The sequence below is a fragment of the Coriobacteriia bacterium genome (assembly GCA_018368455.1).
In the GTDB taxonomy this organism is placed as follows: domain Bacteria; phylum Actinomycetota; class Coriobacteriia; order Coriobacteriales; family UMGS124; genus JAGZEG01.
In genome coordinates, this window is the sequence record JAGZEG010000005.1 from 1 (window position 1) to 24452 (window position 24452).

The 24452-nt window shown below is 64.9% G+C and carries 21 protein-coding genes; 19 read left to right on the plus strand and 2 right to left on the minus strand.

Going from position 1 to position 24452, the window contains the following annotated elements; translation table 11 throughout:
• Positions 1-498 (minus strand): transposase (locus tag KHZ24_04065; GenBank protein ID MBS5450372.1); only part of this gene is annotated, 498 nt, incomplete at its 3' end.
• Between the two features lie 546 nt (positions 499-1044).
• Between KHZ24_04065 and KHZ24_04070 the strand changes: the two genes are divergently transcribed.
• The 10 genes from KHZ24_04070 to KHZ24_04115 all read left to right on the plus strand — a co-directional run bounded on the left by KHZ24_04070 (position 1045) and on the right by KHZ24_04115 (position 13682).
• Entirely contained in the window at positions 1045-2313 is a 1269-nt protein-coding gene (locus KHZ24_04070; GenBank protein MBS5450373.1) for an aspartate kinase, read from the plus strand.
• A gap of 63 nt (positions 2314-2376) precedes the next feature.
• Positions 2377-3399, plus strand: a complete 1023-nt coding sequence (locus KHZ24_04075; protein ID MBS5450374.1) for an aspartate-semialdehyde dehydrogenase — start codon at positions 2377-2379, stop codon at positions 3397-3399.
• Positions 3400-4091: 692 nt separating this feature from the next.
• Positions 4092-5159, plus strand: a complete 1068-nt coding sequence (locus tag KHZ24_04080) for a nucleoid-associated protein (protein ID MBS5450375.1) — start codon at positions 4092-4094, stop codon at positions 5157-5159.
• Positions 5160-5319: 160 nt separating this feature from the next.
• Entirely contained in the window at positions 5320-6390 is a 1071-nt protein-coding gene (nrfD, locus tag KHZ24_04085) for a polysulfide reductase NrfD (protein MBS5450376.1), read from the plus strand.
• A 92-nt stretch (positions 6391-6482) separates the two neighbouring features.
• Complete coding sequence (locus KHZ24_04090; protein ID MBS5450377.1) at positions 6483-6872, plus strand: GntR family transcriptional regulator; 390 nt, start codon at positions 6483-6485, stop codon at positions 6870-6872.
• A 10-nt stretch (positions 6873-6882) separates the two neighbouring features.
• On the plus strand, positions 6883-7926 hold the full coding sequence (locus tag KHZ24_04095; GenBank protein MBS5450378.1) for a slipin family protein: 1044 nt from the start codon (positions 6883-6885) through the stop codon (positions 7924-7926).
• Positions 7927-8200: 274 nt separating this feature from the next.
• On the plus strand, positions 8201-10723 hold the full coding sequence (locus KHZ24_04100) for a molybdopterin-dependent oxidoreductase (GenBank protein ID MBS5450379.1): 2523 nt from the start codon (positions 8201-8203) through the stop codon (positions 10721-10723).
• Positions 10723-11349 (plus strand): 4Fe-4S dicluster domain-containing protein, encoded by a 627-nt coding sequence (locus KHZ24_04105; protein MBS5450380.1) that lies wholly within the window; start codon positions 10723-10725, stop codon positions 11347-11349. Before KHZ24_04100 ends, KHZ24_04105 begins: the two co-directional genes overlap by 1 nt.
• A gap of 162 nt (positions 11350-11511) precedes the next feature.
• The gene (locus KHZ24_04110; protein MBS5450381.1) at positions 11512-12852 is read left to right on the plus strand and encodes a radical SAM protein; all 1341 of its coding nucleotides are present in this window, start codon (positions 11512-11514) and stop codon (positions 12850-12852) included.
• Positions 12853-13025: 173 nt separating this feature from the next.
• Complete coding sequence (locus KHZ24_04115) at positions 13026-13682, plus strand: molecular chaperone TorD family protein (GenBank protein ID MBS5450382.1); 657 nt, start codon at positions 13026-13028, stop codon at positions 13680-13682.
• Between the two features lie 108 nt (positions 13683-13790).
• Here the strand turns inward: KHZ24_04115 and KHZ24_04120 are convergent, their stop codons facing one another.
• Positions 13791-14330 (minus strand): nitroreductase family protein, encoded by a 540-nt coding sequence (locus tag KHZ24_04120; protein ID MBS5450383.1) that lies wholly within the window; start codon positions 14328-14330, stop codon positions 13791-13793.
• A 611-nt stretch (positions 14331-14941) separates the two neighbouring features.
• Here KHZ24_04120 and KHZ24_04125 point away from each other — a divergent pair.
• From KHZ24_04125 to KHZ24_04165, 9 genes are all read left to right on the plus strand, one after another.
• Positions 14942-15538, plus strand: coding sequence for a QueT transporter family protein (locus KHZ24_04125; GenBank protein MBS5450384.1), 597 nt, complete (start codon positions 14942-14944; stop codon positions 15536-15538).
• A 53-nt stretch (positions 15539-15591) separates the two neighbouring features.
• The gene (locus KHZ24_04130; GenBank protein ID MBS5450385.1) at positions 15592-17319 is read left to right on the plus strand and encodes a hypothetical protein; all 1728 of its coding nucleotides are present in this window, start codon (positions 15592-15594) and stop codon (positions 17317-17319) included.
• Positions 17320-17340: 21 nt separating this feature from the next.
• Positions 17341-18168 carry a sulfite exporter TauE/SafE family protein gene (locus KHZ24_04135; protein ID MBS5450386.1) on the plus strand — a complete coding sequence of 276 codons (828 nt, stop codon included), beginning with the start codon at positions 17341-17343 and terminating at the stop codon, positions 18166-18168.
• A gap of 12 nt (positions 18169-18180) precedes the next feature.
• On the plus strand, positions 18181-19365 hold the full coding sequence (locus KHZ24_04140) for a histidine kinase (protein ID MBS5450387.1): 1185 nt from the start codon (positions 18181-18183) through the stop codon (positions 19363-19365).
• Positions 19366-19524: 159 nt separating this feature from the next.
• The gene (locus tag KHZ24_04145; GenBank protein MBS5450388.1) at positions 19525-20244 is read left to right on the plus strand and encodes a response regulator transcription factor; all 720 of its coding nucleotides are present in this window, start codon (positions 19525-19527) and stop codon (positions 20242-20244) included.
• A 12-nt stretch (positions 20245-20256) separates the two neighbouring features.
• On the plus strand, positions 20257-20859 hold the full coding sequence (locus tag KHZ24_04150) for a metallophosphoesterase family protein (protein ID MBS5450389.1): 603 nt from the start codon (positions 20257-20259) through the stop codon (positions 20857-20859).
• Between the two features lie 56 nt (positions 20860-20915).
• Positions 20916-21887 carry a homoserine O-succinyltransferase gene (locus tag KHZ24_04155; protein MBS5450390.1) on the plus strand — a complete coding sequence of 324 codons (972 nt, stop codon included), beginning with the start codon at positions 20916-20918 and terminating at the stop codon, positions 21885-21887.
• A gap of 591 nt (positions 21888-22478) precedes the next feature.
• Complete coding sequence (gene upp / locus KHZ24_04160; protein MBS5450391.1) at positions 22479-23135, plus strand: uracil phosphoribosyltransferase; 657 nt, start codon at positions 22479-22481, stop codon at positions 23133-23135.
• A 705-nt stretch (positions 23136-23840) separates the two neighbouring features.
• Complete coding sequence (locus KHZ24_04165) at positions 23841-24350, plus strand: 4Fe-4S dicluster domain-containing protein (protein MBS5450392.1); 510 nt, start codon at positions 23841-23843, stop codon at positions 24348-24350.
• Positions 24351-24452 lie beyond the last annotated feature (102 nt).

Sequence of the window (24452 nt, forward strand, 5' to 3'; positions counted from 1 at the left end):
TCTCGCCGGGTCTCCTGCTTTTGGGTCGCGCGCCACCTCCCACAGCACCGCGTTCTCCAGCTCCAGCTCGCGCACCCTGGCCCTCAGGGCCCCCGGCTCCCCCTCGCCCACCGCCGACCCCCTCTCCCGGCGCGCCCCGGGAGGGCGCGTGCCGTCGGGCAGCAGCTTACCCGCGCGGGCCTGCCTGCGCCAGGCCCCCACCACGGCCCCCGAGGAGAGGCCCAGGACCCTGGCGACCTCGGAGGGGCGCTTGCCGAGCGCGTCCAGCCTCAGGGCCTCGGCCACCGTCGCCGCCGGGTAGCGCGCGTGCCTGGCGTGCTCGCACGCCCCCCTGGCGCGCGGCGCCACGGCCGGCAGCTCGCCGGCCAGGGCGAGCAGCTCCCACCCGCGCAGGGTCGACCTGGCCGGCGAGCCCCACGCCCTGGAGGCCGTCGCCGGCCTGAGCCCCTCGGCCCACATCCTCTCGACGCAGAAGACCTTCTCCCTCTCGCTGTACACGCGGCCTCCGTCCCGACCGGGGAATCCCCCGGTCCAACTTCCTGCCGCACCCCCCTCGTGAATATGCTCCCTCGGATCCGAAGGCCGATCCGAAGGACGTCGCGCGCAAAAACGCAGGTCGGCGCGGTGCGGCCGGCGAGGCCTGGTGTGCCTGCCATACACGAGCTCGATTCTCGTCCACGGAGGGCGTCTCTCGCTGCAAGGCGGCGCCTGCCGAGTGGACTCGCTCATACACAAGGCGGCTTTCTGCCCGAGCTGCGCTTCTCGCTGCGGGCGCCCCCGCTGCACAGGCTCGCGTGGCTTCGCCCCCGCTCTTCGCCGTCATCTCGTGACCGCTTCCCCTGTGTGAGCTGTGCGGCCGGCAATTCGGAAACGCCTCAGAAACGCGTGAGACTATACTTGTCTGACTCTGACACCGGCGCGCCGCGGCATGCCGTCCGTCAGAATCTCCCGCCCCGCATCTACATTTCGCGCGGGACGTGACAGCATCGCGCGCCGTTCCAGGGCACCGCCCGAGAGGAAGGCGCCGTCTCGAAAGGGATCCGCATGGCTCTCGTCGTCACCAAGTTCGGCGGCAGCTCCGTTGCCACGGTCGAGCGCATCAAGAACGTGGCAGCTCGGCTCGTGCGCCGGCACAACGCGGGCAACCAGGTCGTGTGTGTCGTGTCCGCAATGGGCGACAACACCGATCACCTGCTCGACCTTGCCCACGCCGTCAATCCCGATCCCCCTGCGCGCGAGATGGACATGCTCCTCTCGACTGGCGAGCAGGTCTCGGTTGCCGTCCTCGCTATGGCGGTCCAGGCGCTGGGCGTGCCGGCCGTCAGCCACACGGGCGCGCAAGTGGGCATCGTTACCGACCCCACGCACACGAGCGCCAAGATCGACCGCATCGTCGGCATGGATCGCCTGCGCCGCGATCTGGACGAAGGCAACATCGTCATCGTCGCCGGCTTCCAGGGCGTCAACGCCGCCGGCGAGATCACGACGCTGGGCCGCGGCGGCTCCGACACGACAGCCGTCGCTCTGGCCGCTGCCATCAAGGCGGATCGCTGCGAGATCTACTCCGACGTCGACGGCGTCTATACGGCCGACCCGCGCATCTGCCCCAAGGCGCACCGGCTCGACCGCCTGTCCTACGACGAGATGCTCGAGCTCTCGGCGAACGGCGCCGGCGTGCTGCAGCTGCGCGCCGTCGAGTTCGCCAGCAAGTACGGCGTGGTCATCCACGCGCGCTCGTCGTTTCTCACCGATTCCAAGGGCACGATCATCGAGGAGGCTCCGGACCGTATGGATTCCAACTACAGCGAGGGCGTCGTCATCAGCGGCATTGCGCACGACCTGTCCGAGGCCAAGATCACGATGCGTCACGTGCCCGACCGCGCCGGCATCGCGGCCCAGATCTTTGGCATGCTCGGCGAGCTGGGCGTCAACGTCGACATCATCATTCAGGACGTGTCGCACGACGGCCTGACGGACATCTCGTTTACGATGCCGATCCACGACGTCGAGCGTCTCTCCAAGAAGATTGGCGAGCTGTGCCAGGAGGTCGGCGGCGAGGGCGTCGAGGTCAATGCACACATCGCAAAGGTGTCGCTTGTGGGCGCCGGCATGAAGAGCTACCCGGGCGTCGCGGCCAAGATGTTCAAGACACTGGCTGACAACGACATCAACATCTCGATGATCTCGACGTCGCCCATCTGCATCTCGACGGTCATCGACGCCGACCAGGTTACGGCGGCCGTCCAGGCGCTGCACACCGCGTTCGACATGGACGAGGATGCGCCGGCCGGCACGGTGAAGGTCGTCCGATAGCGCAAGGAGCCGGGGCCAGCGTTCCAGGAAGGATGCGTGATTGCGATGGCGTGGAGCAAGCCTATGCCCGAGCGACCGGTTCTCGCGGTGGCGGGGGCGACGGGGGCCGTGGGCCGCGAGATGCTCAAGGTCCTGCAGGAGCGCGACTTCCCGGCGGCGGAGGTGCGCGCGCTGGCGTCGGCGCGCTCGGCCGGCTCGAAGCTTTCGTTTGGCGACGGCGAGCTGACGGTGCAGGAGATGACGCCCGAGAGCTTCGAGGGCGTCGACCTCGTGCTGGGCGCGACCGGCGACGACATCGCGCGGGCGCTCTACCCGGCGGCCGTGCAGGCCGGGGCCGTCGTCGTGGACAACTCTCACGCGTTTCGCCTCGACTCTGACGTGCCGCTCGTGATTCCCGAGGTCAACGCCGAGGACGTGGCGTGGCACTCTGGCATCATCGCCAACCCCAACTGCGCGACGATCATCGGCCTCGTGCCGCTGTGGCCGCTGCACCAAGCCGCGGGTATCCGCCGCGTCATCATGTCGACGTACCAGGCCGCGTCGGGTGCCGGCGCTCCGGGCCTGCACGAGCTCGAGGGCCAGCTCGAGGACATGGGCGCGGGTCGTCCCATTCGGCCGGCGCAGGCGTTTGCGTACCAGCTGGCGTGCAACCTCATCCCGCAGATCGGCGGCTTCAAGGAGGAGGGCTACACCTCCGAGGAGATGAAGCTCCAAAACGAGGGCCGCAAGATCATGCACCTGCCTGAGCTGCGCGTGAACTGCACCTGTGTGCGCGTGCCGGTCATGCGCTCCCATTCCGAGAGCATCACCGTGGAGTTCGAGCGCCCGATCACGCCCGACGAGGCGCGTGACATCCTGGAGGCAGCGCCCGGCGTGAAGGTCGTCGACGACCCCGCGGCTGCGAAGTACCCCATGCCGCTCGACACGTCCGACCAGGATCTCATCTGGGTCGGCCGCATCCGCCGCGACCTCTCCGCGCCCGACGGCGTGAGCTCGCTGAGCTTCTGGTGCTGCGGCGATCAGGTCCGCAAGGGTGCCGCGACGAACGCCATCCAGATCGCTGAGACGCTCGTCCGGGGGCTGTAACCGAGGCGCCTGGCGGCACAGGGGGACTACGACAAGGGCGGTGCGACGTACCTGCGACGTCGCACCGCCCTTTCTTCTTGGAGGCTGGGAGCCGTCTCTTACTCGAAGCCTGCTAGAAGTGCGGCGCGCACTCTCGCGAGGAACTCATCGACCTGGTCGATGCTACCGAAGCGCGGTAGCGACGGGGCGCGGCGCATGAAATGCCCTCAAGTGCACGTTTCTTCGCAGGCTCGTGCACAAAATGACCGTCAAGTGCATGTCTCTTGGGCTTGGACGCCATGCGGCGAGCCCATACGCACGCGGAGAGAGAAAGACGCAGGCCTTTTACCTGCGGTTTTAGTGCTTGGCAGTCGAACGGAGGGTTGCTCGGTGCCGCCCTGCGCTCTCTTGGGTCGAAAGAAACGTGCACTTCACGGCCGTTTTGTGCAGGCCGAACCGAAGAAACGTACACTTGAGCCCAAAACAGTGCAGCCAAAGCGGGTTTTGCTGTTCGGGCGCCTACCCCGTCGTGCCACGTTCGTCCGAATCCGTCATAATCGCGAGGACTGACCAGATGATAGGTACTCTGGCGAGGCGCAGGTCTCGCTGGCTCGACTGGCGCCGTGTTGAGTGCACCCGCAAGCGCTCCCGACCGCAACCTGACGGGGGTTTAGCACGGGGCAGCAGCGGTTGCCAATGAAGGGAGCTTGCACGTGAACGTCACCCACGCCATCTTGCACGCGTTCGACTTTGAGTCGGGCGGTAGCGTCTATTCGCAGCGCGAGCTCGACCTCTCCGTGAGGACGGTCAAGTCGTTCGTGCAGCGTCACGTGCGCAAGGCGTTCAACAGCGCTGAGAACAAGCACGGCGAGTTTGCTGCCGACAGCCAGTTCGCCGACGCGCTGAGCCAGTACTTCGAGCAGGACTCCGGTTTCGTGGGCCTGTCGGTTCAGATCGCCGAGTACCTCTACGATCAGCTTCGCATGGCCGATCCCGTCGAGGCTATTGATGTTCTCGTTGTTGACTACGAGGACGATTCCGACGCTCAGGCTGCCGCGAACTCCGAAGAGGCCGAGGTAGCTGACGCCGCGTTTGAGGGCCGGGGCGACCGTCGCTTCGCCCTGTTGCTCCTGCCGCGCAAGCAAAGCTTCATGCACGACATCTCCGAGTTCGGCGGCGCCCCGTTTGCCGACGTCGTGCGTCATGACGCCATGCTGCCGAGCCCCACGCAGAAGCTCGACACGTACGCCATCATCACGGAGCGCACGATGGGCGTGGACTTCAACGATAAGCCGCGCACGATCGCCGGCGCGACGACGCAGGTCATCGCCGACGGCCTGCTGCAGTGCGCTGTCCAGCAGGCCTCGACGCGCGAGGTGCTCGACACCGTGACGCGCATCGTTGAGGACGTGGCTCAGGAGTACGGCACAAACACGGCCGTCGCCCTGTCAAAGGCGAAGAACTACCTGGCCGAGAACGTCGACGACTCCGAGGAACTGCTGCCTTGGGACCTGGCCGACGAGGTGTTCGAGGACGTTCCCGCAGCTCGTGAGCGCTTTGCCGAGGAAGCGCGGCGCGAGGAGCTGCCCGAGCGCGTCAGCGTGAAGCGCTCGGCGACGGCGCGCATGGCGAAGAGCCACAAGATCCGCACCGACACGGGCATCGAGATCACGTTCCCGTCGGAGTACAGCACGAACACCGACTACATCCAGTTCTTCAACGAGCCCGACGGCCGCATCTCCATCGAGCTCAAGAACATCGGCAGCATCGAGAACCGCTAGGCGTTTGACAGCGGGACGCTCGTGAGCCTGCCTGCGGCCCATCGGGTGCAGGGAAATCTGGTACCGTAGAGCGAGCCGTTGATGGCCAGGCTTGTTGCGAGAAGGCTCGCCACAGCCAGATTCCACGTCTTCGCGCGCTAAAGCCGGGAGGTGACGCAAGGTGTTCGGGTCCCTCGTCGTTGCATACCTCTTTCTGGGCGGAGCGGGTGCTGGCGTCGTTGCCGCGTCCTGTCTGCTCGATCTCTGTGCAATTCGGACTCCGTTTGGGACCTCGTCCCGTGCAAGCATCGAGGACGCCCGCCCTGCCGAGCGCCTTGTCGCTTACGGCCTGATCGCGGGCTTCGCCATGCTCACCATGGGCTTGCTCTGTCTGGTGTTCGACCTGGGACGCGCTGATCGCATTCTGCTGTTCTTGCTGCGCCCCCGCCCGTCGCTGCTGACGTTTGGCGCCTACGCTCTCGGCGCCCTCGTTGCCTGTGCGGCCGGACTGGCTCTCGTGCGCGTCCTGTATGCCCCGTGCGTGACGAGGGCCTTTGTGGCGGCAGCCGAGGTCGTTGCCGCGGTGCTTGCCCTGTTCGTCATGGCGTATACGGGGCTGTTCCTGCAAAGCATGAAGGCGGTGGCCCTGTGGGACACGTCGATGCTCCCCGTCCTGTTCGTGCTGTCGTCGTGCTCGTGCGGCCTTGCCGTGCTGCTTCTCCTGGCAGAGCTCGTAGATGGGGACAGGCGGGTTGACCACGTGAAGCGCTTGCTCGTTCCCATCGACGCGGTGGTCATCGTGCTCGAGGCCATCGCGGCGGCGCTGTTCGTCGCTTCGGCGCGATCGGGCGGCAGCCCCGCGGCTCTCGCTTCGGCTAACGTTCTGGTGACGGGTTCACTTTCGACGTGGTGGTGGCTGGGGTTTATCGTGTGTGGGCTGGCGGTACCGCTCGCGGCAGAGCTGTCCGTGATGGCGAGGGCCTACTCGGAAGGGCGGCGGGGCCTTGCGTGGGGACGTGCGGGTGGGATTGCCTGTGCTGCGGGAAAATACGGACGTGCGTTGCGAGGCGCTCGGTCTGCGGGTGGCGTCGGACGCCGACTGGTGCATTTTCCGCAGGTGCCAGCCGCTGTCCTGGTGTGTGCCATGGTATTGGTCATCATGGGAGGATGTATCATGAGGGGCGTTGTCGTTGGGGCGGGCACTCATGAGCAGCCCGTTCCGGAGCACGCGTCAGCGGAGACGCATGCCTAGCTGCTGGCCTGGGCTTAATGGGTCCGCGTAGCGTCAATGGTTGACCGCATGGTGGCGAGGGCACGAAAAATGGCACGAGGGAGGGGACGCGCGTGGCCCTGTTCGACATCAACGAAGAGAGCAGCATCCCCATCTGGGTCCAGCTGAAGAATCGCTTCGTCTACCTCATCACGTCGGGTCACTACCAGCCCGGCGACCAGCTGCCGACCGTGCGCGGGCTGGCGGCCGAGATTGGCGTGAACTATAACACGGTGAGCAAGGTGTACATGAGCTTGGAGCAGGACGGGCTCATCCAGTCGCGCCGGCGCCAGGGGGCGTTCGTGCTTGACGTGGGCGGTCGCCACGAGAGGACGCTGAGCTCGATGGCCGAGGTCGTGACGCAGGAGTACTTCGAAAGGTGTATTGAGCTGGGGATGTCGCTCGACGACATCCAGGAGCGTTTCTCCGCCTGCATGGAGCGGGCGCGGGCGGCCCAGTCATAGGAGGCTACGGATGAGTCGCAGGAAAGGCGAGGTCTCGACGCATGGGGACGCAGCTCCCGGGGCACAGCCTGCCGTCGTCGCGGGCGCGTTTGACCGAGGGGCCGTGCTGGGCGCGGAGACGACCCGCCGGCGCGCCTCTCGCAACGGAGCCGTCGCGTTCTCGATCGTTGTGTTCGCGGCCGCGTTCTGTCTCGTCTTGGGTCTGGGCGCCCTGCTTGTCGGCGGCGTCGGCCTTGCCGTCCTCATCGCGGCGTTTCTCGCCGGTTGCCTTGCCATGTCTTCTGTCCACATCGTGCTGGAGTGGGAGAAGGCCGTCGTCCTGCGTTTTGGCCGCTTCAACCGCGTAGCGGGGCCGGGCATCGTGTTCACGATCCCTCTCGTGGAGTTCTACACGCTGCGCATCGACCAGCGCGTGTCATCCACGTATTTCGGTGCCGAGGAAACGCTGACGAGCGACCTCGTGCCAGTCAACGCCGACGCGGTACTGTTCTGGATGGTGTGGGACGCCAAGCGCGCGACGGTCGAGGTCGAGGACTACGCGCAGGCCGTGGCGTGGGTCGCCCAGACGTCGATGCGCAAGGCGATCGGGCGCAGGAGCATCGCGGAGGTGGCCACGCGTCGCGAGCAGCTCGACGAGGAGCTCAAGCAGGAGATCGAGGCGAAGCTGAATCCCTGGGGCATCTCGATCGTCGACGTCGAGATCCGCGACATCGTCATCCCCAAGGAGCTGCAGCAAGCGATGGCCCAGGAGGCGGCGGCCGAGCGACGGAAGAACGCACGCATGGTGCTCGCCGAGGCGGAAAAGGACATCTCCGAAATGCTCAAGGACGCTTCGGACGTCTATGGCGATGACCCCGTGGCCATGAAGCTGCGCACGATGCACCTGGCATACGAGAGCGTGGAGGAGTCCGGCGGGACGCTGGTGCTTCCGAGCGCGTTCTCCGAAGGGTTTGCCCCGATGTCAAGTGAGATGCCCGAGGATAGGACTCCAAAGACAAAGGTGCAGGTCAGAGCTACTGCTGGGGACTCTCAGAAAAAGTCCTCCAAGGTGTAGCCTCTGTTACTGTGTCATATGACTATATGACAAGTGGCGATTAGCAGCATTTTTATATTCACAATCATATATATATATGACAGACTAGACAGCAGCCGCAGGAGGAGCGAGGCGAGCTCTGCCGAAAGGTCTGTCATGCGAGGCGACGACGCTTGCGCTGACCGGCTCATCGCGAGGGACATGGCGCCTCTTTGGCATGGCCATCGCGAGTAACACGCCAGCTCTCGCCCCGGGGTTGCGGCTGAGGTTCCCGAGGGGAGAAAAGGGAGGATCCATGGGAGAAACGAACGTCCAGAAGAGCGGGCTCACGCGCCGCAGCTTCCTCAAGACGACGGGCACGGTCGCCGGCGCGGCCACGGCCGCACACGCGATGGCGCCGGCTCTGAGGGCGCTTGCCGCCGAGCCGAGCGCGTCGAGCGACAAGGACGCCGGCAGTTCCGCAGCTGCTGACGAGCAGGTGTTCTACAGCAAGTGCGGAGGCAACTGCGGCGGCCCGAACTGCCGCCTCAAGGGCATCGTGCGCGAGGGCAAGCTCGTGCAGATTAAGCCGCTCGGTCCCGTCGAGGGGCACCCCGAGTTCAAGACGGGATGCGTCCGCGGCCAGACGAACCCCCAGCGCCTCTACAGCACGAATCGCAACCTTTACCCGATGAAGCGCGTGGGCAAGCGCGGTGCGGGCGAGTGGGAGCGTATCTCCTGGGACGAGGCCATCACGACGATCGCTGACCATATGAAGGCCGCTCAGGCCGAGTACGGAGATCGTTCGGTCGCTCTGTGGTACAGCTTCGTTGGCACGACTGCCCTGAACTGCCCGCAGGGTAGCTGGGGCCTCAACGCGACGCGCGGCTACACCTGCATCTCGTATGACCGCTTCGTCCAGCGCAGCGGCTTTACCTCCATCGGCCCTGCGGCCGATGCGGCACTCATGTGGGCGCTCCCGTCCATCCCGGGTCTTGGCATGGGCTTTGGCTCGCAGGACGCCGTACTGGACTCCAAAGTTGTCCTGATCTGGGGCGTCAACCCCGTGAGCGCCTCCCGTACGGCGTGGCGCTTCCTGCGCAAGGCCAAGGAGAACGGTACGAAGATCGTCACGATTGACCCGCGCTTCGACGTTGTGGCCTCGCAGTCCGACGTTTACCTGCCGATCCGCCCCGCGACGGATAGCATGCTCGCTCTTGCCATGTGCAACTACATCGTCGATCACGAGCTCGTGGACTGGGACTTCCTCAAGACGAAGTCCATCGCTCCTTACCTACGCAAGGAGGATGGCACGTTCCTGCGCCTCTCTGACCTGGGGCTCGAGCCCGAAGGCGAGGGTGACGAGGCCGTTGACGCCGAGGTGGTGTGGGACGAGGACGCGGGCACGTATGGCTCGGTCAACACCGTGGCGAACCCGGCCGTGCGCGGCTCGTATGAGATCGAGGGCGTGACGTACCAGACGGTGCTTGACTACGTGCTCGAGGGCATCAAGGAGTACACGGTCGAGAAGGCCGCTGAGGTCTGCGACCTGCCCAAGGAGAAGATCGAGGAGGTCGCAGAGCTCTATGCGACCGCCAAGCCCGCAGCCATCGCGAACTACCAGGGCACAGGCCACTACACCAACTCGCGCCACTTCTATAAGAACATCATGCTGTTGGCCTGCCTGACCGGCAACTACAACCAGCAAGGTTCCTTCCTGTTCTACAACATCCTCGGCGAGGCGGCGGAGCTCGACAACGCAGTCCTGCCTGGCGTGGACGTCTCCGAGCTCGTGAAGGTCGAGGGTGGCAAGACCGAGTTCAACATGTCGTCCATCTACTTCCCGCAGGTCATGGAGACGGGCAAACTGGGCGACGAGGAGGTGCCGATCAAGGTTGCCTACATCATGCAGGCCAACCCCATGTCTTCGGATTGCGGCACGACGGAGCTCAAGGAGGCGTTCGACAAGCTCGACCTGCTCGTCGTGGCCGACCCGTACATGTCCGACACGGCGCGCTACGCCGATATCGTGCTCCCCATCGCGATGACGTGGGAGAAAGAGGACAGCGATGGCGGCTTCTCGCTGCTCGAGAAAGCTGTCGAGCCGGCTGGCGAGTGCAAGACGGACATGGACGTGTTCCGTCTGCTGGCAGACGCCATGGGCTATGACGATCTCTATCCGATGAGCGACGAGGAGTACCTGCGCGCAGCTCTTGACACGCCTACCAACCGCGAAAACGGCTCGACGTACGATGACTACAAAGAGAAGCGCGTCATCGTGAACTTTGCCGAGGGCGAGCGCCTGGCTCCGGGGACGTCCACGTATGCGGGCATCCGCAACGCCTTCTACATCGAGAACCCCACGCCGCGCAACTACGACGGGCGCGAGATCGACTGGGACCTCGAGCGCCGTCCCTGCTGGGAAGAGGCCGTCGAGGCGAGCGTCAACAGCCCCGAGCATGAGAAGTACCCGCTGTTCGCGTTCAGCATTCACGAGATGTACCAGGGACAGTCGGTGTTCAGCGACACGCCGTGGCTCAACGAGTTGCGCGTCGAGCCCCAAATCGACATCAGCGAGGAAGCCGCCCTCGCCCGCGGCATCAAGCAGGGCGACATGGTGCGTGCCTTTAATGATCGTGGTTCGGTCGTGCTCAAAGCCCACGTCACGAAGGGGATCCGTCCTGACTGCGTTAGGCTGCCGCATGGCCCGCAGATCGGCGACTTCGTTGCCGGCCACAACACGGATCTGACCCGTCAGATCATGGATCCCATGTCGGGCAACAGCTGCTACAACGACATTCTGTGCGAAGTCGAGCTCTACGACGGAGGTGCTGAGTAATGGCACGCTATGGGTTTGTCATCGACACGACGCGCTGCGTTGGCTGCAACCTGTGCGCCATGGCCTGCAAGGTCGAGAACAACATCGGCGAGGGTGTGTGGTGGAACCGAGCCAAGACTGAGGGCAGCGATGTCGACAATGCGCCATCGGGCGAATGGCCAAACGGGCTGGCGCTGTCGTACTACACATACTCGTGCCAGCACTGCTCCAAGCCGGCGTGCGCTGAGGCATGCCCGGTCGGTGCCACGTACAAGGACGAGGAGACCGGCGTCGTCCTGCAGGACTACGACGTGTGCATTGGCTGTGGCTCGTGCATAGCCGCCTGCCCCTACGATGGCGTGCGCACGCTGAACGAGGAGGCGCCGAAGTACTTCCTCGATTTCAAGGTGGGCGACGCCGACGCCCCCGAGCACCAGCAGGGCGTCGTCGAGAAGTGCACGATGTGCTGGCACCGCATCGAGCGCGGCGAGCGTCCTGCCTGTGCCGACGTCTGCCGCGAGTCCGCGCGTTTCTGGGGTGACTTCGACGATCCCGAGTCCGAAGTCTCCAAGCTCATAGCGACGCGCGAGTATAAGCAGCTCCAGACGAGCGTCGGTACGGAGCCGAACATCTACTACCTGGTGTAACGGACGGGCTTGCTCGTCCCGGGCTGAGGGCCGGACGCGTGGCGACCGGCTCTCCGGCCCGGGATATCGCGTGCGGGAGGGGGAGGCATGGAGGACTGTAGGGGCGTGCGGACGTGCGCCGGGGAGCGCGACGATCGTCTGGTGCCTATCGGGGGATCGGCCATGCACGCTTGCTGTCCGGATCCCGCAGGATGGGACTCCCTGCTCGCCGAGCGCCCGACACTCGCGACGTGGCTCGAGAACTACGCGGGCATCCGCCGCGATTACGTCGAGAGCGTGGATAGCCTGGGTGTTGACCTGGCGCCTGAGGGTTACCTGAGTGCCGAGACTCTTGCTGTGCGGGAGCGTGTCCTCGCTAAGGGTGCCCACGAGCGCAACGCCGGCGCCAGTCTCTGGGCTGGCGAGCTGTCCCCGGCCTGCGCGGCCTGTGCTGACGGTCTTGGCAGCCGTACGTTTGCGCCCTCCCTGCGCTGCAACCGCTCGTGCTACTTCTGTTTCAACCGCAACCAGGAGAGTGTTTCGGACAGACTGCCAGCCTGGGACGATGCTCAACGGGAACTCAAAGCGTTCTCGGCCGAGGTCGGTGGCGATGTCACGCATGTGGGCCTAACCGGCGGCGAGCCGCTGCTCTACAAGGAAGAGACGTATACGTTTTTACGTCGAGCTCGCGCTGAGTATCCCGGTGCGCACCTGCGCCTCTATACGGCTGGCGACTTTCTGGACGCGGAGTGCTTGGCAGAGCTGCGGGATGCGGGTCTTGACGAGCTGCGCCTGAGCGTCAAGATCGATGTGGATGACGGGGCCGGGTATCCTACGAGCGTCGCCGTCCTCATCGAACAGGCTTGCAACCGCCTTGAACTTGCGCTTCGGTACATCCCCGCCGTCATGGTGGAGATGCCTGTCATCCCCGGTACGGGCGAGGCGATGCAGCGGTTGCTGCGCCGGCTCGACGAGATTGGCGTCTTTGGCATCAATCTGCTGGAGTTCGGCTACCCAGTGAGTGACTGGGCGCCGTTTCGCCAGCGCGGCTTTGAGATCAAGAACCCGCCGTACGAGGTCCCGTATGACTACTCCTATCCAGCGGGTCTGCCCGTTGAGGGGAGCGAGCTTCTGTGCCTTGAGCTGTTGGAGTTTGCGCTTGACGAGGGACTGTCGCTCGGGGTGCATTATTGCTCGCTTGAGAACAAAAATCGCGGCCAGGTGTTTCGCCAGAATGCGGCTGTCAACCTTGCTGGTGGTGTGTACGAGCTCGATAGGGGCGACTTCTTCTACAAGACGGCCAAGGTGTTCGATGACGACGTCGAGGCAGTGCGGGAGCTTTTGGCCGAGCGTGGCATCTGCTGCGAGATCGATGGCGACGACGGCAGCCTCTCGTTTCCTCCGAGCCGCCTCGATTTGCTCATGGGGTTGCCCGTCGTGCCGGCCATCTCGACGAACGTGATCGAGACGACGGCGCGGGGGAGCGCTTTGCGAGAAGTTGCTCTCGACGCGGTGTGGATATAGGCAGGTGCGCACGCCCCTGTTTGATGCGCTGGCGTGGGAAGGGCACTGCACCGTGTTGGGCGGGGCGCGCGGACGGCGTAGTGGCGTGCGGCTGCTGAACTTGAGGTGTGGGCGGTGAATATGAGGCCGGCCTTGTGGAGGCTAGCTCAAGTGGCAGGAGGGGAACGTTTCCTATGATCGAGAGCACTGCCCAGGGTAGCGATGGGGCACAGGTGTGGCAGGCTCGTGCGGCGGCTTACGAACTGCTTGCCCTGTCGTTTGCCTACCCGACGGATGAGCTGGTGGGTGCGCTCGTCTCGGGCGAGTGGGCTGACGCCGCTCGGGAGATGGCAGGGGCCATTGGTTGCGCGCTACCCGAGGGCTGGGGCGCGTGCCTGGACGCCTATTCCGAGGGTGCTGCCGAGGACGTGACGCATGAACTGCGTGTGGAGGCGACACGCTTGCTTGTGGGAGCGCCGAAGCCGGTGGTCTCGCCGTACGAGGGCGTATGGCGCGCAGCCGACGACGGGGTGGCGCCGCTGCTCTACGTGAACAGGCATTCCATGGACGTCGAGCGTTCGATGCGCGCCTGCGGGCTCGGCCGTCCCGAGGGTACGAACGACCCCGTTGACCGCGTGGACACGGAGCTCGAGTTCCTCGAGTACCTCTGCACTCTAGCGGTGAGCGAGGTCTCGCTGTCCGGAAGCTCTCCTACGGCGGTCTATCAGACTTTTCTCGACCGCCACGCGCTCGTCTGGATGCCTCGCTTTGCCGAGGCCGTGGCGCGGGATGCGCGTGAACCCTTCTACCGAACTGCTGCTGACCTGCTGCGAGTCGTTCTCGGTTGCTGACGAGGTAAGCCGTTCGGATCTGTTCACTGTTGTTTAAAATATGGGGCGCCCGCCACCTGCTCTTTCGCAGACGGCGGGCGCCTCTGGTTTGATAGCTGGTACGGGGCTCTACGCCCAGTGGATGCGTGCCTCGTCGAAGCGCTCGGGGCCGCGGGGTGTGACCTCGCTGGCAGGATGGCCGACGGCGATGATGGCGAACGGGTCGAGGCCGGCATCAGCGGGGATGCCGAGCATCCGAGCGGTCTCGTCCATGCGCTCGCGGTACGGCGCGACGCCCATCCACACGGCTCCGAGACCCAAGCCTGCCGCCTCCACGAGGATGTTCTCGACGCAGGCGCCCATGTCCTGCGGGACGTGCGCCGGCGATGCGAGCTCCTGCGTGCGCGCGCACGCGACGATGGCCAGGGCTGCGCCGGCTGCGGGCTTCGTGTAGGGTGTTGCCTGCGAGAGCGCCTCGAGCATGGCGCGGTCGCGCGTAACGTAGAACTCCCACGGCTGCTGGTTGCGAGCTGACGGCGCCGCCATTGCGGCCACGAACAGCCGACGAACATCCTCGTCACTCACGGGCTCCTCCGTGAACTGTCTCACGCTTGCCCGCGCTAGAACAGGGTCGAAGCCGCTCTTTTCATCTTCGTCGACAGTGTTCATCTTGTCTTCCTTTCTTCTAAGGTACTTACTCGATATGATGTCTGGTCTTTACCCAGAACTTCACTTTTCTATGAGTATCTCGGCAGGGAATAGCGCTGGGTTTTTGATCTGCCGGAGGCGAAGCAGCTTTTCGATTCCGCCTTCCACATCGACGGGCGCTTATCGCTCATGCTACAAAACCCGGCCTCGTGAAATCGCGTGCTACAGAATGCAGCGATATGCACGATCCCACTCACTTGCTAGTTTTACCTGCAAGCTGCCCACCTGCAGTGATACATGCATTGTTAGTAGTAACACTGCCGAAAACGACCCCGAATCGTACAAAACGCCGGGTTTTGTAGCAGCGGAATTCACGAGGCCGCTTTTTGTAGCAGCCGCACTCCGTCTTAGCTGCGCTCCGGCCCCGGCGCCTTCTTGCTGACGCGCGCCACGGGCCCGCGCATCTGCTACCATACCGCACGCCTTGTCGCGCGTTCGTGCCTGCGGGTACCCTGTGTGCACCCCGCGCGTCGCTCCTCCGCGCGGCGAGACCCGTCTGGCCATCGTTGGGCCCTGTCCAGACGTGCACCCACCCGTTGCCCAAGCGTCACGTTTCTCGAAAGGACCTTCCCATGAACACGCGTTTCATCGCCCAGACGGGCATGATCGCCGCTGCCTATGCGGCGTTCACGCTCGTCGCCCTGCTGTTCCTCGGAGGATTGGCCTGGGGGCCGGTCCAGTTCCGCGTCTCCGAGGCGCTCTGCGTCCTCGCCATGTTCACGCCGGCCGCCGTGCCGGGCCTCACGATCGGCTGTGCCCTGGCCAACCTGCTCAACATCGCGATCTCGGGCACAGGCATGCTCGGCCTGCTCGACGTCGTGTTTGGCTCGCTGGCCACGCTTCTCGGCGCGCTGTGGATGCGCCACTTCCGTGCGAACCCGCTGCTGGCGCTTGCCGGCCCCGTCATCTTCAACGCTCTCGTCGTCCCGGCCTACCTGCCGCTGCTGCTCCAGGGCCTTGGCTTCTACACGATTCCGTTCACGAGCATAAGCCTGGACGGCGCCTACCTGCCCATGTATGTTTTCGGCCTCGTCTCGACCGCCATCGGTGAGGCGGTTATCCTTTACGTACTGGGCTACCCGCTGTATCGTGCCCTGAGCAGGACGTCTGTGTTTCAGAATCTCGAGTCGGCCCCCGCAACGGCCGGCTCTTCGACAACGCGTTCGTAAGCATCCGGCGCGTGCCAAGCGCCTCTCGAGCTTGCGAGGAAAGGGGTTGCGCCATGAATCCGGCGGTCGTCATCCCCACATACTGGTCGTCGAGCGACCACCTGGGCAATCCCGGCAGCGTGCAGTGGTATGACCACGCCACGCCCGTCGAGAGCGAGCACCCCCAGCTCGACCTGTGCCTCGCCTCGCTCAAGCAGGTGCTCGGCCTCAAGACCGTCATCATCCTCGTCACTGCGCCGCCGGCCGTTGAGGAGCGGGCCGTGCGGCGCGTGCGCGAGCTGGTGGACAGGCACGAGCTGCCCGACGTCGTCATCGTCGACTCGTTCAAGTCCATGGTGCTCAACGAGAAGATCTCCGAAGACCTGCCCGCCGACATCGGCGAGCCCATCTCGCTGCGCGGCTACGGCGCCATCCGCAACATGGGCCTGCTGGCCTGCTGCGCCCTGGGCTGCGACGTCGCGGTGTTCATCGACGACGACGAGACGATCCTCGACGAGAACTTCCTCGTGAACGCCGTGTACGGCTTCGGCCAGGTCGATCGCAACGGCCTGCCCATCGTCGCCAAGTCCGGCTACTTCCTCGACCGTCGCAACTCTGCGCTGGCCGATCGCCGCACCGTCAAGTTCTACGACAAGTTCTGGGCGAAGCGCGCCGAGTTCAACGAGTGGATGACGCAGGCGCTGGCTGGTCCGCGCATCTCGCGCAGCAACGTCGTGTGCGGTGGCTGCTTCGCCGTGCACGCCGAGGCGTTCACCCGCGTGGCGTTCGACCCGTGGATCACGCGCGGCGAAGACCTCGACTACCTCATCAACATGCGCCTCTATGGCATGGACGTGTGGTTCGACAACAAATGGCGCGTCCGCCACACGCCGCCGCGCATCAAGGACACGGCCCCGCGCTTCCTGCAGGACGTCTATCGCTGGACGTACGAGCGCCGCAAGATCGAGATCTGCAACTCCAACATCGACATGCACATGCTGACGCCCGAGGCGCTCATGCCCTACCCGGGTCCGTGGATCAGCCCTGAGCTGCCGAACCGCATCCGCAAGACGGCGTACTGGCGCGCGATGATGACGCCGGAGAAGACCGCCTACTGGCAGATCTATCGTCAGGGCCGCAAGGACGCCGTGGACTACGCCGAGCAGAACTGCACGAACTACCTGCACTTCCAGCAGGCATGGCCCGAGGTGGCGCGCACGGCCTGGCTCGACGAGGAGATGCAGCACGTGCTGCGCGGCGCCGGCATGCTCTCGCCGGCCATCGCGGCGCGCATGGCGCAGCGTGCGGGCATGGTGAGCGGCAGCCCGACAGCTGGCCCCGCTGCCGATGCCGCGGGCGATCGCGCTGAGGGCGTCGGGACGTTCGCGGCTGCGGGCGCGCAGACGGAGTGGGGCGAGCAGTCCGAGCGCGACGCGCGCCACGAGCACTACGTTCCGGTGACGCCCCGACAGGCTCCCGTGCCTGCGCAGGCTTCCGACGCGCCTGCAGCCAGCGAGCCAGAGGATGTCCCGGACGTGAATGCCGCCGAGGTCCCCACGTGGGAGAGCGAGAGCGACGCCCCGCTGAGCGCCGACGATCTCTCGGCCGCGTGGGGCGACGACGACCAGGACGTCCCCACGTGGGCGACGGGCTCCCAGCCTCGCGTCGAGGCTGCCGACGGCCTGCTTGACGGCAAGCCGTCCGACCAGTATCCCGTCAGCGAGCGTCCCTCCGACGACTCGGAAGACCGTCGAGCCACCGCCAAGCCAGCCCCGACCTCGACACCGACCGACGCCGAGTAACGCAAGGGAAGTCCTGACCGCATGGAAATCACGCTTCTGCTCGGCATCGCCATCGCCCTGTGCGGCGTGGGTGTCGGCATCCTGTCCGCCATGTTCGGCATCGGCGGCGGTATGGTCATGGTGCCGCTCATCCACATCGTCTTCGGGCAGCCGGCGGCCATCGCGTCGGGCACGTCGCTGTTTGCCATCCTGCCCACGTCCATCTCGGGCATGCTGGCGCGCCTGCACGACGGCACGATCCGCTTCCGCATCGGCATCATCGTCGGTATCGCAGGGGCGTGCCTCTCGCCGCTGGGCGCCGTTGCTGCCACGAACCTGCCGGGCATGTACGCGATGATCCTGACGGGTGTGTTCATCCTGTTCACGGCGTACAAGATGTTCAAGCGCGTCTACAAGAGCCGTCCCGCTGCTCTTGCCGGCGCCGCAAACGGCGCCACGGCCCCTGCGCCCAAGAAGACGCTGCTCTCCGAGGACGGCAGCGTGCGCTTCTACGTGGGCTGCATCCTGCTCGGCTGCGTCGTGGGCTTCCTGTCGGGCTGGCTAGGCCTGGGCGGCGGCTTTCTCATCGTGCCCATCCTGCAGGCCGCCTTCGGCCTCACGATGAAGCAGGCCAGCGGCACGTCGCTCGTGTCGGTGGGCATCCTGGCCGTGCCGAGCTTCATCACGCACGCCCTGCTCGGCAACATCGACTGGCTGCTCGGCCTGCTGCTCATCGTCGGGTCCATCATCGGCGCGAAGCTGGGTGCCAAGATTCTCACACACGTCAACGAGCGCCTGCTCACAGGCCTGTTCGGCGTGCTTCTCGTCCTGTCGGGCATCATCATGGTCGTGCGCGAGATCGTCGGCTAGGGAGTCAACGTCATGATCCAGGAGCACTTCTTCGCCGAGCGGCGCGCCTCGCAGACCAAGTGGCTGCTCTCGCTCGCCTCAAAGACGCTCGAGTACATGCGCGGCGGCCTGTCGCAGCAGAATTGCCAGGCCGTGTGCGAGCTGCTGCTGCCCGAGACGCAGGCCATGGCTGTCGCAATGACCGACGACCGCGTCGTGCTGGGCTACGCCGGGCGCTTCGCCGAGGACTTCCCGCTGGGTAGCCCCATCCACACGGCGGCGACGCACGAGGCGCTCAGCACGCAGGAGGCCCAGGTGTTCTCCTCGACGGGAGCCACGGCGGCCACGAGCGGCTCGCCCATCATCCCTGCTGGCATCGTGGCGCCGTTGCTCGTGCGCAACGCCTCGCTCGGTACGCTCAAGCTGTACTACGAGGCGCCCGAGCTCATCGACGAGACGCAGATGGCCATCTCCGAGGGCTTTGCCGAGCTGCTCTCGACGCAGCTCTCGATGGCGGAGCTTGACCGTCAGGTGGAGCTGGCGACGAAGGCCGAGCTCCAGGCCCTGCAGTCCCAGATTAACCCGCACTTCCTGTTCAACACCATCAACACGATTGCCGCGCTCATCCGCACGGATCCCGACCGGGCGCGCGTGCTGCTGCGCGAGTTCGCGACGTTCTACCGTCGTACGCTCGAGAACTCCGACGACCTCATCACCGTGGAGCGCGAGATAGAGCAGACGACGCGCTACCTGGGCTTTGAGGTGGCTCGTTTTGGCGAGAGCCGCATCCGCCAGGTCGTACACGTCGAGCCGGGGCTCGAGATCGTGCGCGTGCCCGCCTTCATCATCCAGCCCATCATCGAGAACTCCGTCAACCACGCCATGCGCCCCGAGGGCCCGCTTACGCTGACGATCGACGTTCACGCCGACGGCGGCGACGCCGTGATCGCCGTGTCCGACGACGGCCTCGGCATGACGCAGGAGACGGCCGAGCGCCTCGTGCACGGGGAGTGTCGCGCCTCCGATCGGGGCACGGGCATCGCGCTGCACAACGTGGACGCCCGCCTGCATGCTTGCTTTGGGGGCGACAGCGGCATGACTATCGACACGCAGCTCGGTGTGGGCACGACGGTGACGATGCGCATAGCGGGAGCCGTGGCCGAGCTGTGGGGCGACGATGACGACGAGGACGACGGGGGAGATTTCGAGGACGCGTAAGCAAAAAGCCTAGGCGGAGCATCATATTTGCGGGGCGAGGATCGTCAAGAATACTTCACGTGAGCGGGTGCTCTGAGCCCTTGAACGGATACGTTTTCGGCTACAATGGCCCCAGGCCTGTGGGTGAACGAACGGTTCGAGAGGGAGCGGAGCAAGACCATGTTGAAGGCAATGATTGTTGACGACGAGGCTCCTGCCCGCTCTGAGCTGCGCTTTTTGCTCGATGAGGTCGGCGACGTCGAAGTGGTCGCCGAGGCCGACAACGTGCGCGCCGCTATCGAGAATCTCAAGAAGTCCCACTGCGACGTCATGTTCCTCGACATCAACATGCCGGGCGTCAACGGTATGCAGCTGGCCGAGGCGCTTTCGAAGCTCAAGAACCTGCCTGCCGTCGTGTTCGTGACGGCGTACGGCGAGTATGCGGCGAGCGCGTTTGACGTCAACGCCGTCGACTACCTCGTCAAGCCCGTCGAGACGGATCGCCTGCGCCGCGCCGTCGACAAAGTGCGCGCCGCACTGGGCACGACCGTCGCAAAGTCGCAGCCCGCATCCGAGCGCATCCCTGTCGAAAAGGGCGGCAAGAAGATTCTCGTGCCTGTCGACAAGATTCGCTACATCACGGCCAAGGACGACTACTCCTGCCTGTACACCGAGGATGATCACTACCTGTCGACGATCTCGCTCACGAATCTCGAGGCCCGCCTGGCCGACGCCAACTTCTTCCGCGTGCATCGCCGCCACATCGTCAACCTGTCGTATGTCAGCGAGGTCGAGAGCATCCCCGGTGGCACGCTGCAGCTCACGATGCGCGACGACAACGAGAAGATCCCCGTGTCGCGCCGCCGTGTCGCGCCGCTCAAGAAAGTGCTCAAGCTCTAGGCAGGTGATTTCATGGAAGCCGTACCTGCGTCGCTGACCCACGGTACTGGCAGCCTCTCGTCGGCGGCAGCCCGGGTCGAGCCGGAGCTCGCGCCAGAGCCCGTGTTGCCCGTCTTGCCATTACGTGTCGTTGAGCCCGGTTCTGAGCGACAGTTTCGCATCGACGTCCTGTCGGACACGCACGGCGTCCTCTCGACGGCCGCGTTTCGCGCTTGTGCCGGCGCCGACCTTATCGTACACGCTGGTGACATCTGCGCCGACGATATCATCGCGCGCCTCGAGATGCAAGCGCCTGTCATCGCCGTGCTCGGCAACAACGACTGGCCGGGCCAGTATGGGCCAAACGTGCAGGCCATGGCCCGCTTTGAGCGCCTGGGCATCACGTTCAAGGTGACGCACATCCCCTCGAAACTTGCCCCGCTTGACACGTGCATCGCCATCTGCGGCCACACGCACATCGCTGAGGTGACCGACGTCGGGGCGTGTACGATCGTCAACCCCGGCTCTGTGACGCGCCCTCGGGCTGCCGGCGGCCCCACGATGGCGCGCATCGTGCTCGAGGAAAACTTCGTGCGCTCCATCCGCATCATCCATCTCAACGCCGACGAGCGGTAGGATGGGGCGGACACGCATTCGTCTGTAGCGCAGAGAGCATCCAGGAGGAGTTTTCCGTGCCTATCACGATACCTGACGGCCTGCCCGCGAAAGGCATTCTCGAGGACGAGCGCATTTTCGCGCTCGAGGAGGACGTGGCCGCCAAGCAGGACATTCGCCCGCTCAATCTCGTGCTGCTCAACCTCATGCCCAAGAAGATCGAGACGGAGACGCAGATCCTGCGCCTCATCTCCAAGTCGCCGCTGCAGGTGCACCTTGACTTCATGCACATGGGCAGCCACGAGTCCAAGAACACGCCCGCCGACCACCTCGTGCGCTTCTACGAGACGTTCGACGAGCTCAAGGATCGTAAGTACGACGGCCTCATCATCACGGGTGCGCCGATCGAGCACTTGCCGTTCGAGGACGTCGACTACTGGCCCGAGCTGCAGCGCGTGCTCGACTGGAGCCGCGAGAACGTCTTCTCGACGATGCACATCTGCTGGGGTGCACTGGCGGGGCTCTACCATCGCTACGGCGTGCCGAAGCGCATGCTGCCGGCCAAGATGTTCGGCATATTCCCGCACAGGCTGTGCGACGAGTACCAGTTCCTGACGAACGGCTTCGACGAGGTGTTTATGATGCCGCACTCCCGGCATGCCGCCTTTGACGAGGCCGACATCGAGCGCGTGCCCGAGCTGCAGGTGCTTGGCCACAGCGACGTGGCGGGCAGCTCGCTCATCGCCTCGCGCGACCTGCGCGAGATCTACGTGACGGGCCACTTCGAGTACGGCAAGTTCACGCTGCGCGACGAGTACGAGCGCGACGTGGCGGCGCGCAAGCCCATCGAGCTGCCTGTCAACTACTACCCCGGTGATGATCCGGCGCAGGAGCCGCTGTTCACGTGGCGCAGCCATGCGAACCTGCTCTACCGCAACTGGCTGAACTACGTCTACCAGATGACGCCGTTCGACCCGCAGCAGATCAGCGCGAGCTACGAAGGCTACCGCTACGACGAGCGCATCTGGAACGTGGGAGCGCACAAGTAGGGAGTGCTGTCCCGTAACGTACCCTGGGGTATCTTACCCTGGGGTACGTTGTCGTGCGGTGGGTGATGAGCCTGATTAGGGCGCGCCGCCTGGGCGCATTTTTCGGTTCTGCCAGCTTTTGCAGAACCGGGCGCCGAGATTGGGCGCGAATTGCGCTCCTGCCAGGTTTGCGGGGCGTTTTTTGCGCCTGTGCGAGGGGGTGGCGTGGGGTCGTCAGCGTTTTCCCAGGTCAGGGGCGTGTGCTGCTGAGAGCTCCTTCCCGCAAACCTGGCACAATCGAAAAACGCGCCCAATCTGCGAGCCCCAATTTACAAAAGCTCGCACAAACGTCGATTGCGCCCGCTCCCGCCTGCTCCTTTCGCTCGCCCAAACCCGCCTGCTCCCTCCGCTCGCCCAGCCCGGCCTCCGCCCCCGCTCGTCTGGTCAAGCCTGCCGGCCTTCGCCTCGCCGCTTCACCCCCTACCCCCGCTCTCTCTACCGGCATTTTGCGCGAGCGCTTCCGGACGAGGCGTGCGAAGGTGGCGCGCTTGCGCTACTCTGCGGATATCCGAACGGCGACGCAACGCGCCCACATAAAGGAGGCCTCAGCTCATGTCCGATGTGGCAGCAGAGTTCGATCCTAAGCGGTTCACGGTCATCGACCATCCCCTTGTACAGCACAAGATGCACATCCTGCGCGACAAGGCCACGGCAACGAAGCAGTTCCGCGAGCTCGTGAGCGAGCTGGCCATCTTCGAGGGCTATGAGGCGATGCGTGACCTGCCCCTGGAAGACGTCGAGGTTGAGACGCCGCTCGAGACGGCGACGTGCAAGCGCCTTGCCGGCAAGAAGGTCGCTATCATTCCGATTCTGCGTGCGGGCCTGGGCATGGTCGACGGCCTGCTGACGCTCGTGCCCTCGGCGCGCGTCGGCCACGTGGGTATGTACCGCGATCCCGAGACGCACGAGCCGCACGAGTACTATTGCAAGCTGCCCGAGGACATCGCTAACCGCACGTGCCTCGTCGTCGACCCGATGCTCGCGACGGGCGGCTCTCTGACGGCCGCCATCAAGTACCTGCGCGACGCCGGCGCGCGCGACATCCGTTGCCTCGTACTCGTCGCTGCCCCCGAGGGCGTGCGCACGGCGCTCGACTTCGATCCCGATATCCGCCTCTACACGTGCGCCCTCGACCGCGAGCTCAACGACCACGCCTACATCCTGCCCGGCCTCGGCGACGCCGGCGACCGCATCTTCGGCACGAAGTAACGCCGGTCCTCCACACCTCCGCGCCATCCACAACACCCCCGTCCGGGCCCCCCGGACGGGGGGTGTTTTCGTATCAGTCGGTCTCTGACAGCCTGAGTTCCCCCCGTTTCCCAGGTTGCAGATTTCCTCTCTTCACATAATCCCGACATCTAGATTGTGACCTCGAACGCCCACATCGAGTGCGTTCACGGCACAGAATCGTCCGTTCGCCGGGTTTCTGTGCGCAAATTTATGGTGTTACGAAGATAGCTAGAGGTGCTATTCCGGCGAATGGTCAACGTCGTCAAACGGACTATTTTTGCCCTTCTCTGGCTGTGGTGCCTCGCCTCGGTAGACCAAAATTCCACTAAACGGGATTCATCTAGCAACAAAGCCACAGCTCACTGTATTTCTTTGTACTACAAAAGTATGACGCCGATCTGACAGTGGAAAGCGACAAAAACAGTTCCGCCCATGTTAAGCCAGCGCAAAGATCCCGCCTTCCCGCCGGCAAAATGGACCAGGTGATGCCTCAGGTGAATTACGTACGCGCGCGTAGAGGCGTATTGTCGGCCCGACACGGTGGGCTTCACCCCCTGACGCATGCCTGTCGATCGAGGTCCGATCAACCTGCGATCGATGACGTGTGTCGCCTTGGCTGAGGCTGCGTTCCACGGTGTGCATGGATACGGGGAGTGCGGAGAAGTCGGGGGAGGAGGAAAAGACATGAACAAGTTCGTGGTCGCGGATCCCAACCGGTGCATCAGCTGCAGGACGTGCATGGCCGCTTGCATCATGAAGCACGACGTTCCCGAGGACGTGGCGAAGGCCCGTCTGAACGTCGTCGTCGCGGGGCGCATTACGACGCCCATCGCGTGCCACCACTGCGCTGACGCTCCGTGCGCGCACGCGTGCCCCACGGGCGCGCTGTACGAGGACGCGGAGCACAACCGCGTGGGCGTGCGCGAGGAGAACTGCATCGGCTGCCGCAGCTGCGTCATGGCGTGCCCGTATGGCGCCGTCGACGTGGTTTCCCAGCAGGTTCCCGCGCCGATGGGCGATCTGCTCGTCAACGCGCGCACAAAGGCCTCGGTCATCAAGTGTGACCTGTGCGTCGATCGTGAGAACGGCCCGGCGTGCGTCGAGGCGTGCCCCACGAAGAGTCTGCGCGTCGTCACCGAAGAGGAGCTGTACGACCTCGTTATGGGCAAGGCGACCGCTGCCGTCGCTCAGTAGCACCAAGCATCGCGTACGAGGCGCGCGGATTGTTCGCGCGTAGCAAGAGCACTGTCTGTTCATTGGATGTGCGCTTTGCGCAAGCGACACCGACGGCCGCCT

What these genes read in the sequence shown, in the direction of transcription:
- KHZ24_04130 (MBS5450385.1), top strand. Translation starts at nt 15,592, where the DNA reads ATGAATCCGGCGGTCGTCATCCCCACATACTGGTCGTCGAGCGACCAC.
- KHZ24_04095 (MBS5450378.1), top strand. Translation starts at nt 6,883, where the DNA reads ATGAGTCGCAGGAAAGGCGAGGTCTCGACGCATGGGGACGCAGCTCCC.
- KHZ24_04165 (MBS5450392.1), top strand. Translation starts at nt 23,841, where the DNA reads ATGAACAAGTTCGTGGTCGCGGATCCCAACCGGTGCATCAGCTGCAGG.
- KHZ24_04100 (MBS5450379.1), top strand. Translation starts at nt 8,201, where the DNA reads ATGGGAGAAACGAACGTCCAGAAGAGCGGGCTCACGCGCCGCAGCTTC.
- KHZ24_04145 (MBS5450388.1), top strand. Translation starts at nt 19,525, where the DNA reads ATGTTGAAGGCAATGATTGTTGACGACGAGGCTCCTGCCCGCTCTGAG.
- KHZ24_04135 (MBS5450386.1), top strand. Translation starts at nt 17,341, where the DNA reads ATGGAAATCACGCTTCTGCTCGGCATCGCCATCGCCCTGTGCGGCGTG.
- KHZ24_04150 (MBS5450389.1), top strand. Translation starts at nt 20,257, where the DNA reads ATGGAAGCCGTACCTGCGTCGCTGACCCACGGTACTGGCAGCCTCTCG.
- KHZ24_04120 (MBS5450383.1), bottom strand. Translation starts at nt 14,330, where the DNA reads ATGAACACTGTCGACGAAGATGAAAAGAGCGGCTTCGACCCTGTTCTA.
- KHZ24_04075 (MBS5450374.1), top strand. Translation starts at nt 2,377, where the DNA reads ATGCCCGAGCGACCGGTTCTCGCGGTGGCGGGGGCGACGGGGGCCGTG.
- upp (MBS5450391.1), top strand. Translation starts at nt 22,479, where the DNA reads ATGTCCGATGTGGCAGCAGAGTTCGATCCTAAGCGGTTCACGGTCATC.
- KHZ24_04110 (MBS5450381.1), top strand. Translation starts at nt 11,512, where the DNA reads ATGCACGCTTGCTGTCCGGATCCCGCAGGATGGGACTCCCTGCTCGCC.
- KHZ24_04105 (MBS5450380.1), top strand. Translation starts at nt 10,723, where the DNA reads ATGGCACGCTATGGGTTTGTCATCGACACGACGCGCTGCGTTGGCTGC.
- KHZ24_04125 (MBS5450384.1), top strand. Translation starts at nt 14,942, where the DNA reads ATGAACACGCGTTTCATCGCCCAGACGGGCATGATCGCCGCTGCCTAT.
- KHZ24_04140 (MBS5450387.1), top strand. Translation starts at nt 18,181, where the DNA reads ATGATCCAGGAGCACTTCTTCGCCGAGCGGCGCGCCTCGCAGACCAAG.
- KHZ24_04115 (MBS5450382.1), top strand. Translation starts at nt 13,026, where the DNA reads ATGATCGAGAGCACTGCCCAGGGTAGCGATGGGGCACAGGTGTGGCAG.
- KHZ24_04070 (MBS5450373.1), top strand. Translation starts at nt 1,045, where the DNA reads ATGGCTCTCGTCGTCACCAAGTTCGGCGGCAGCTCCGTTGCCACGGTC.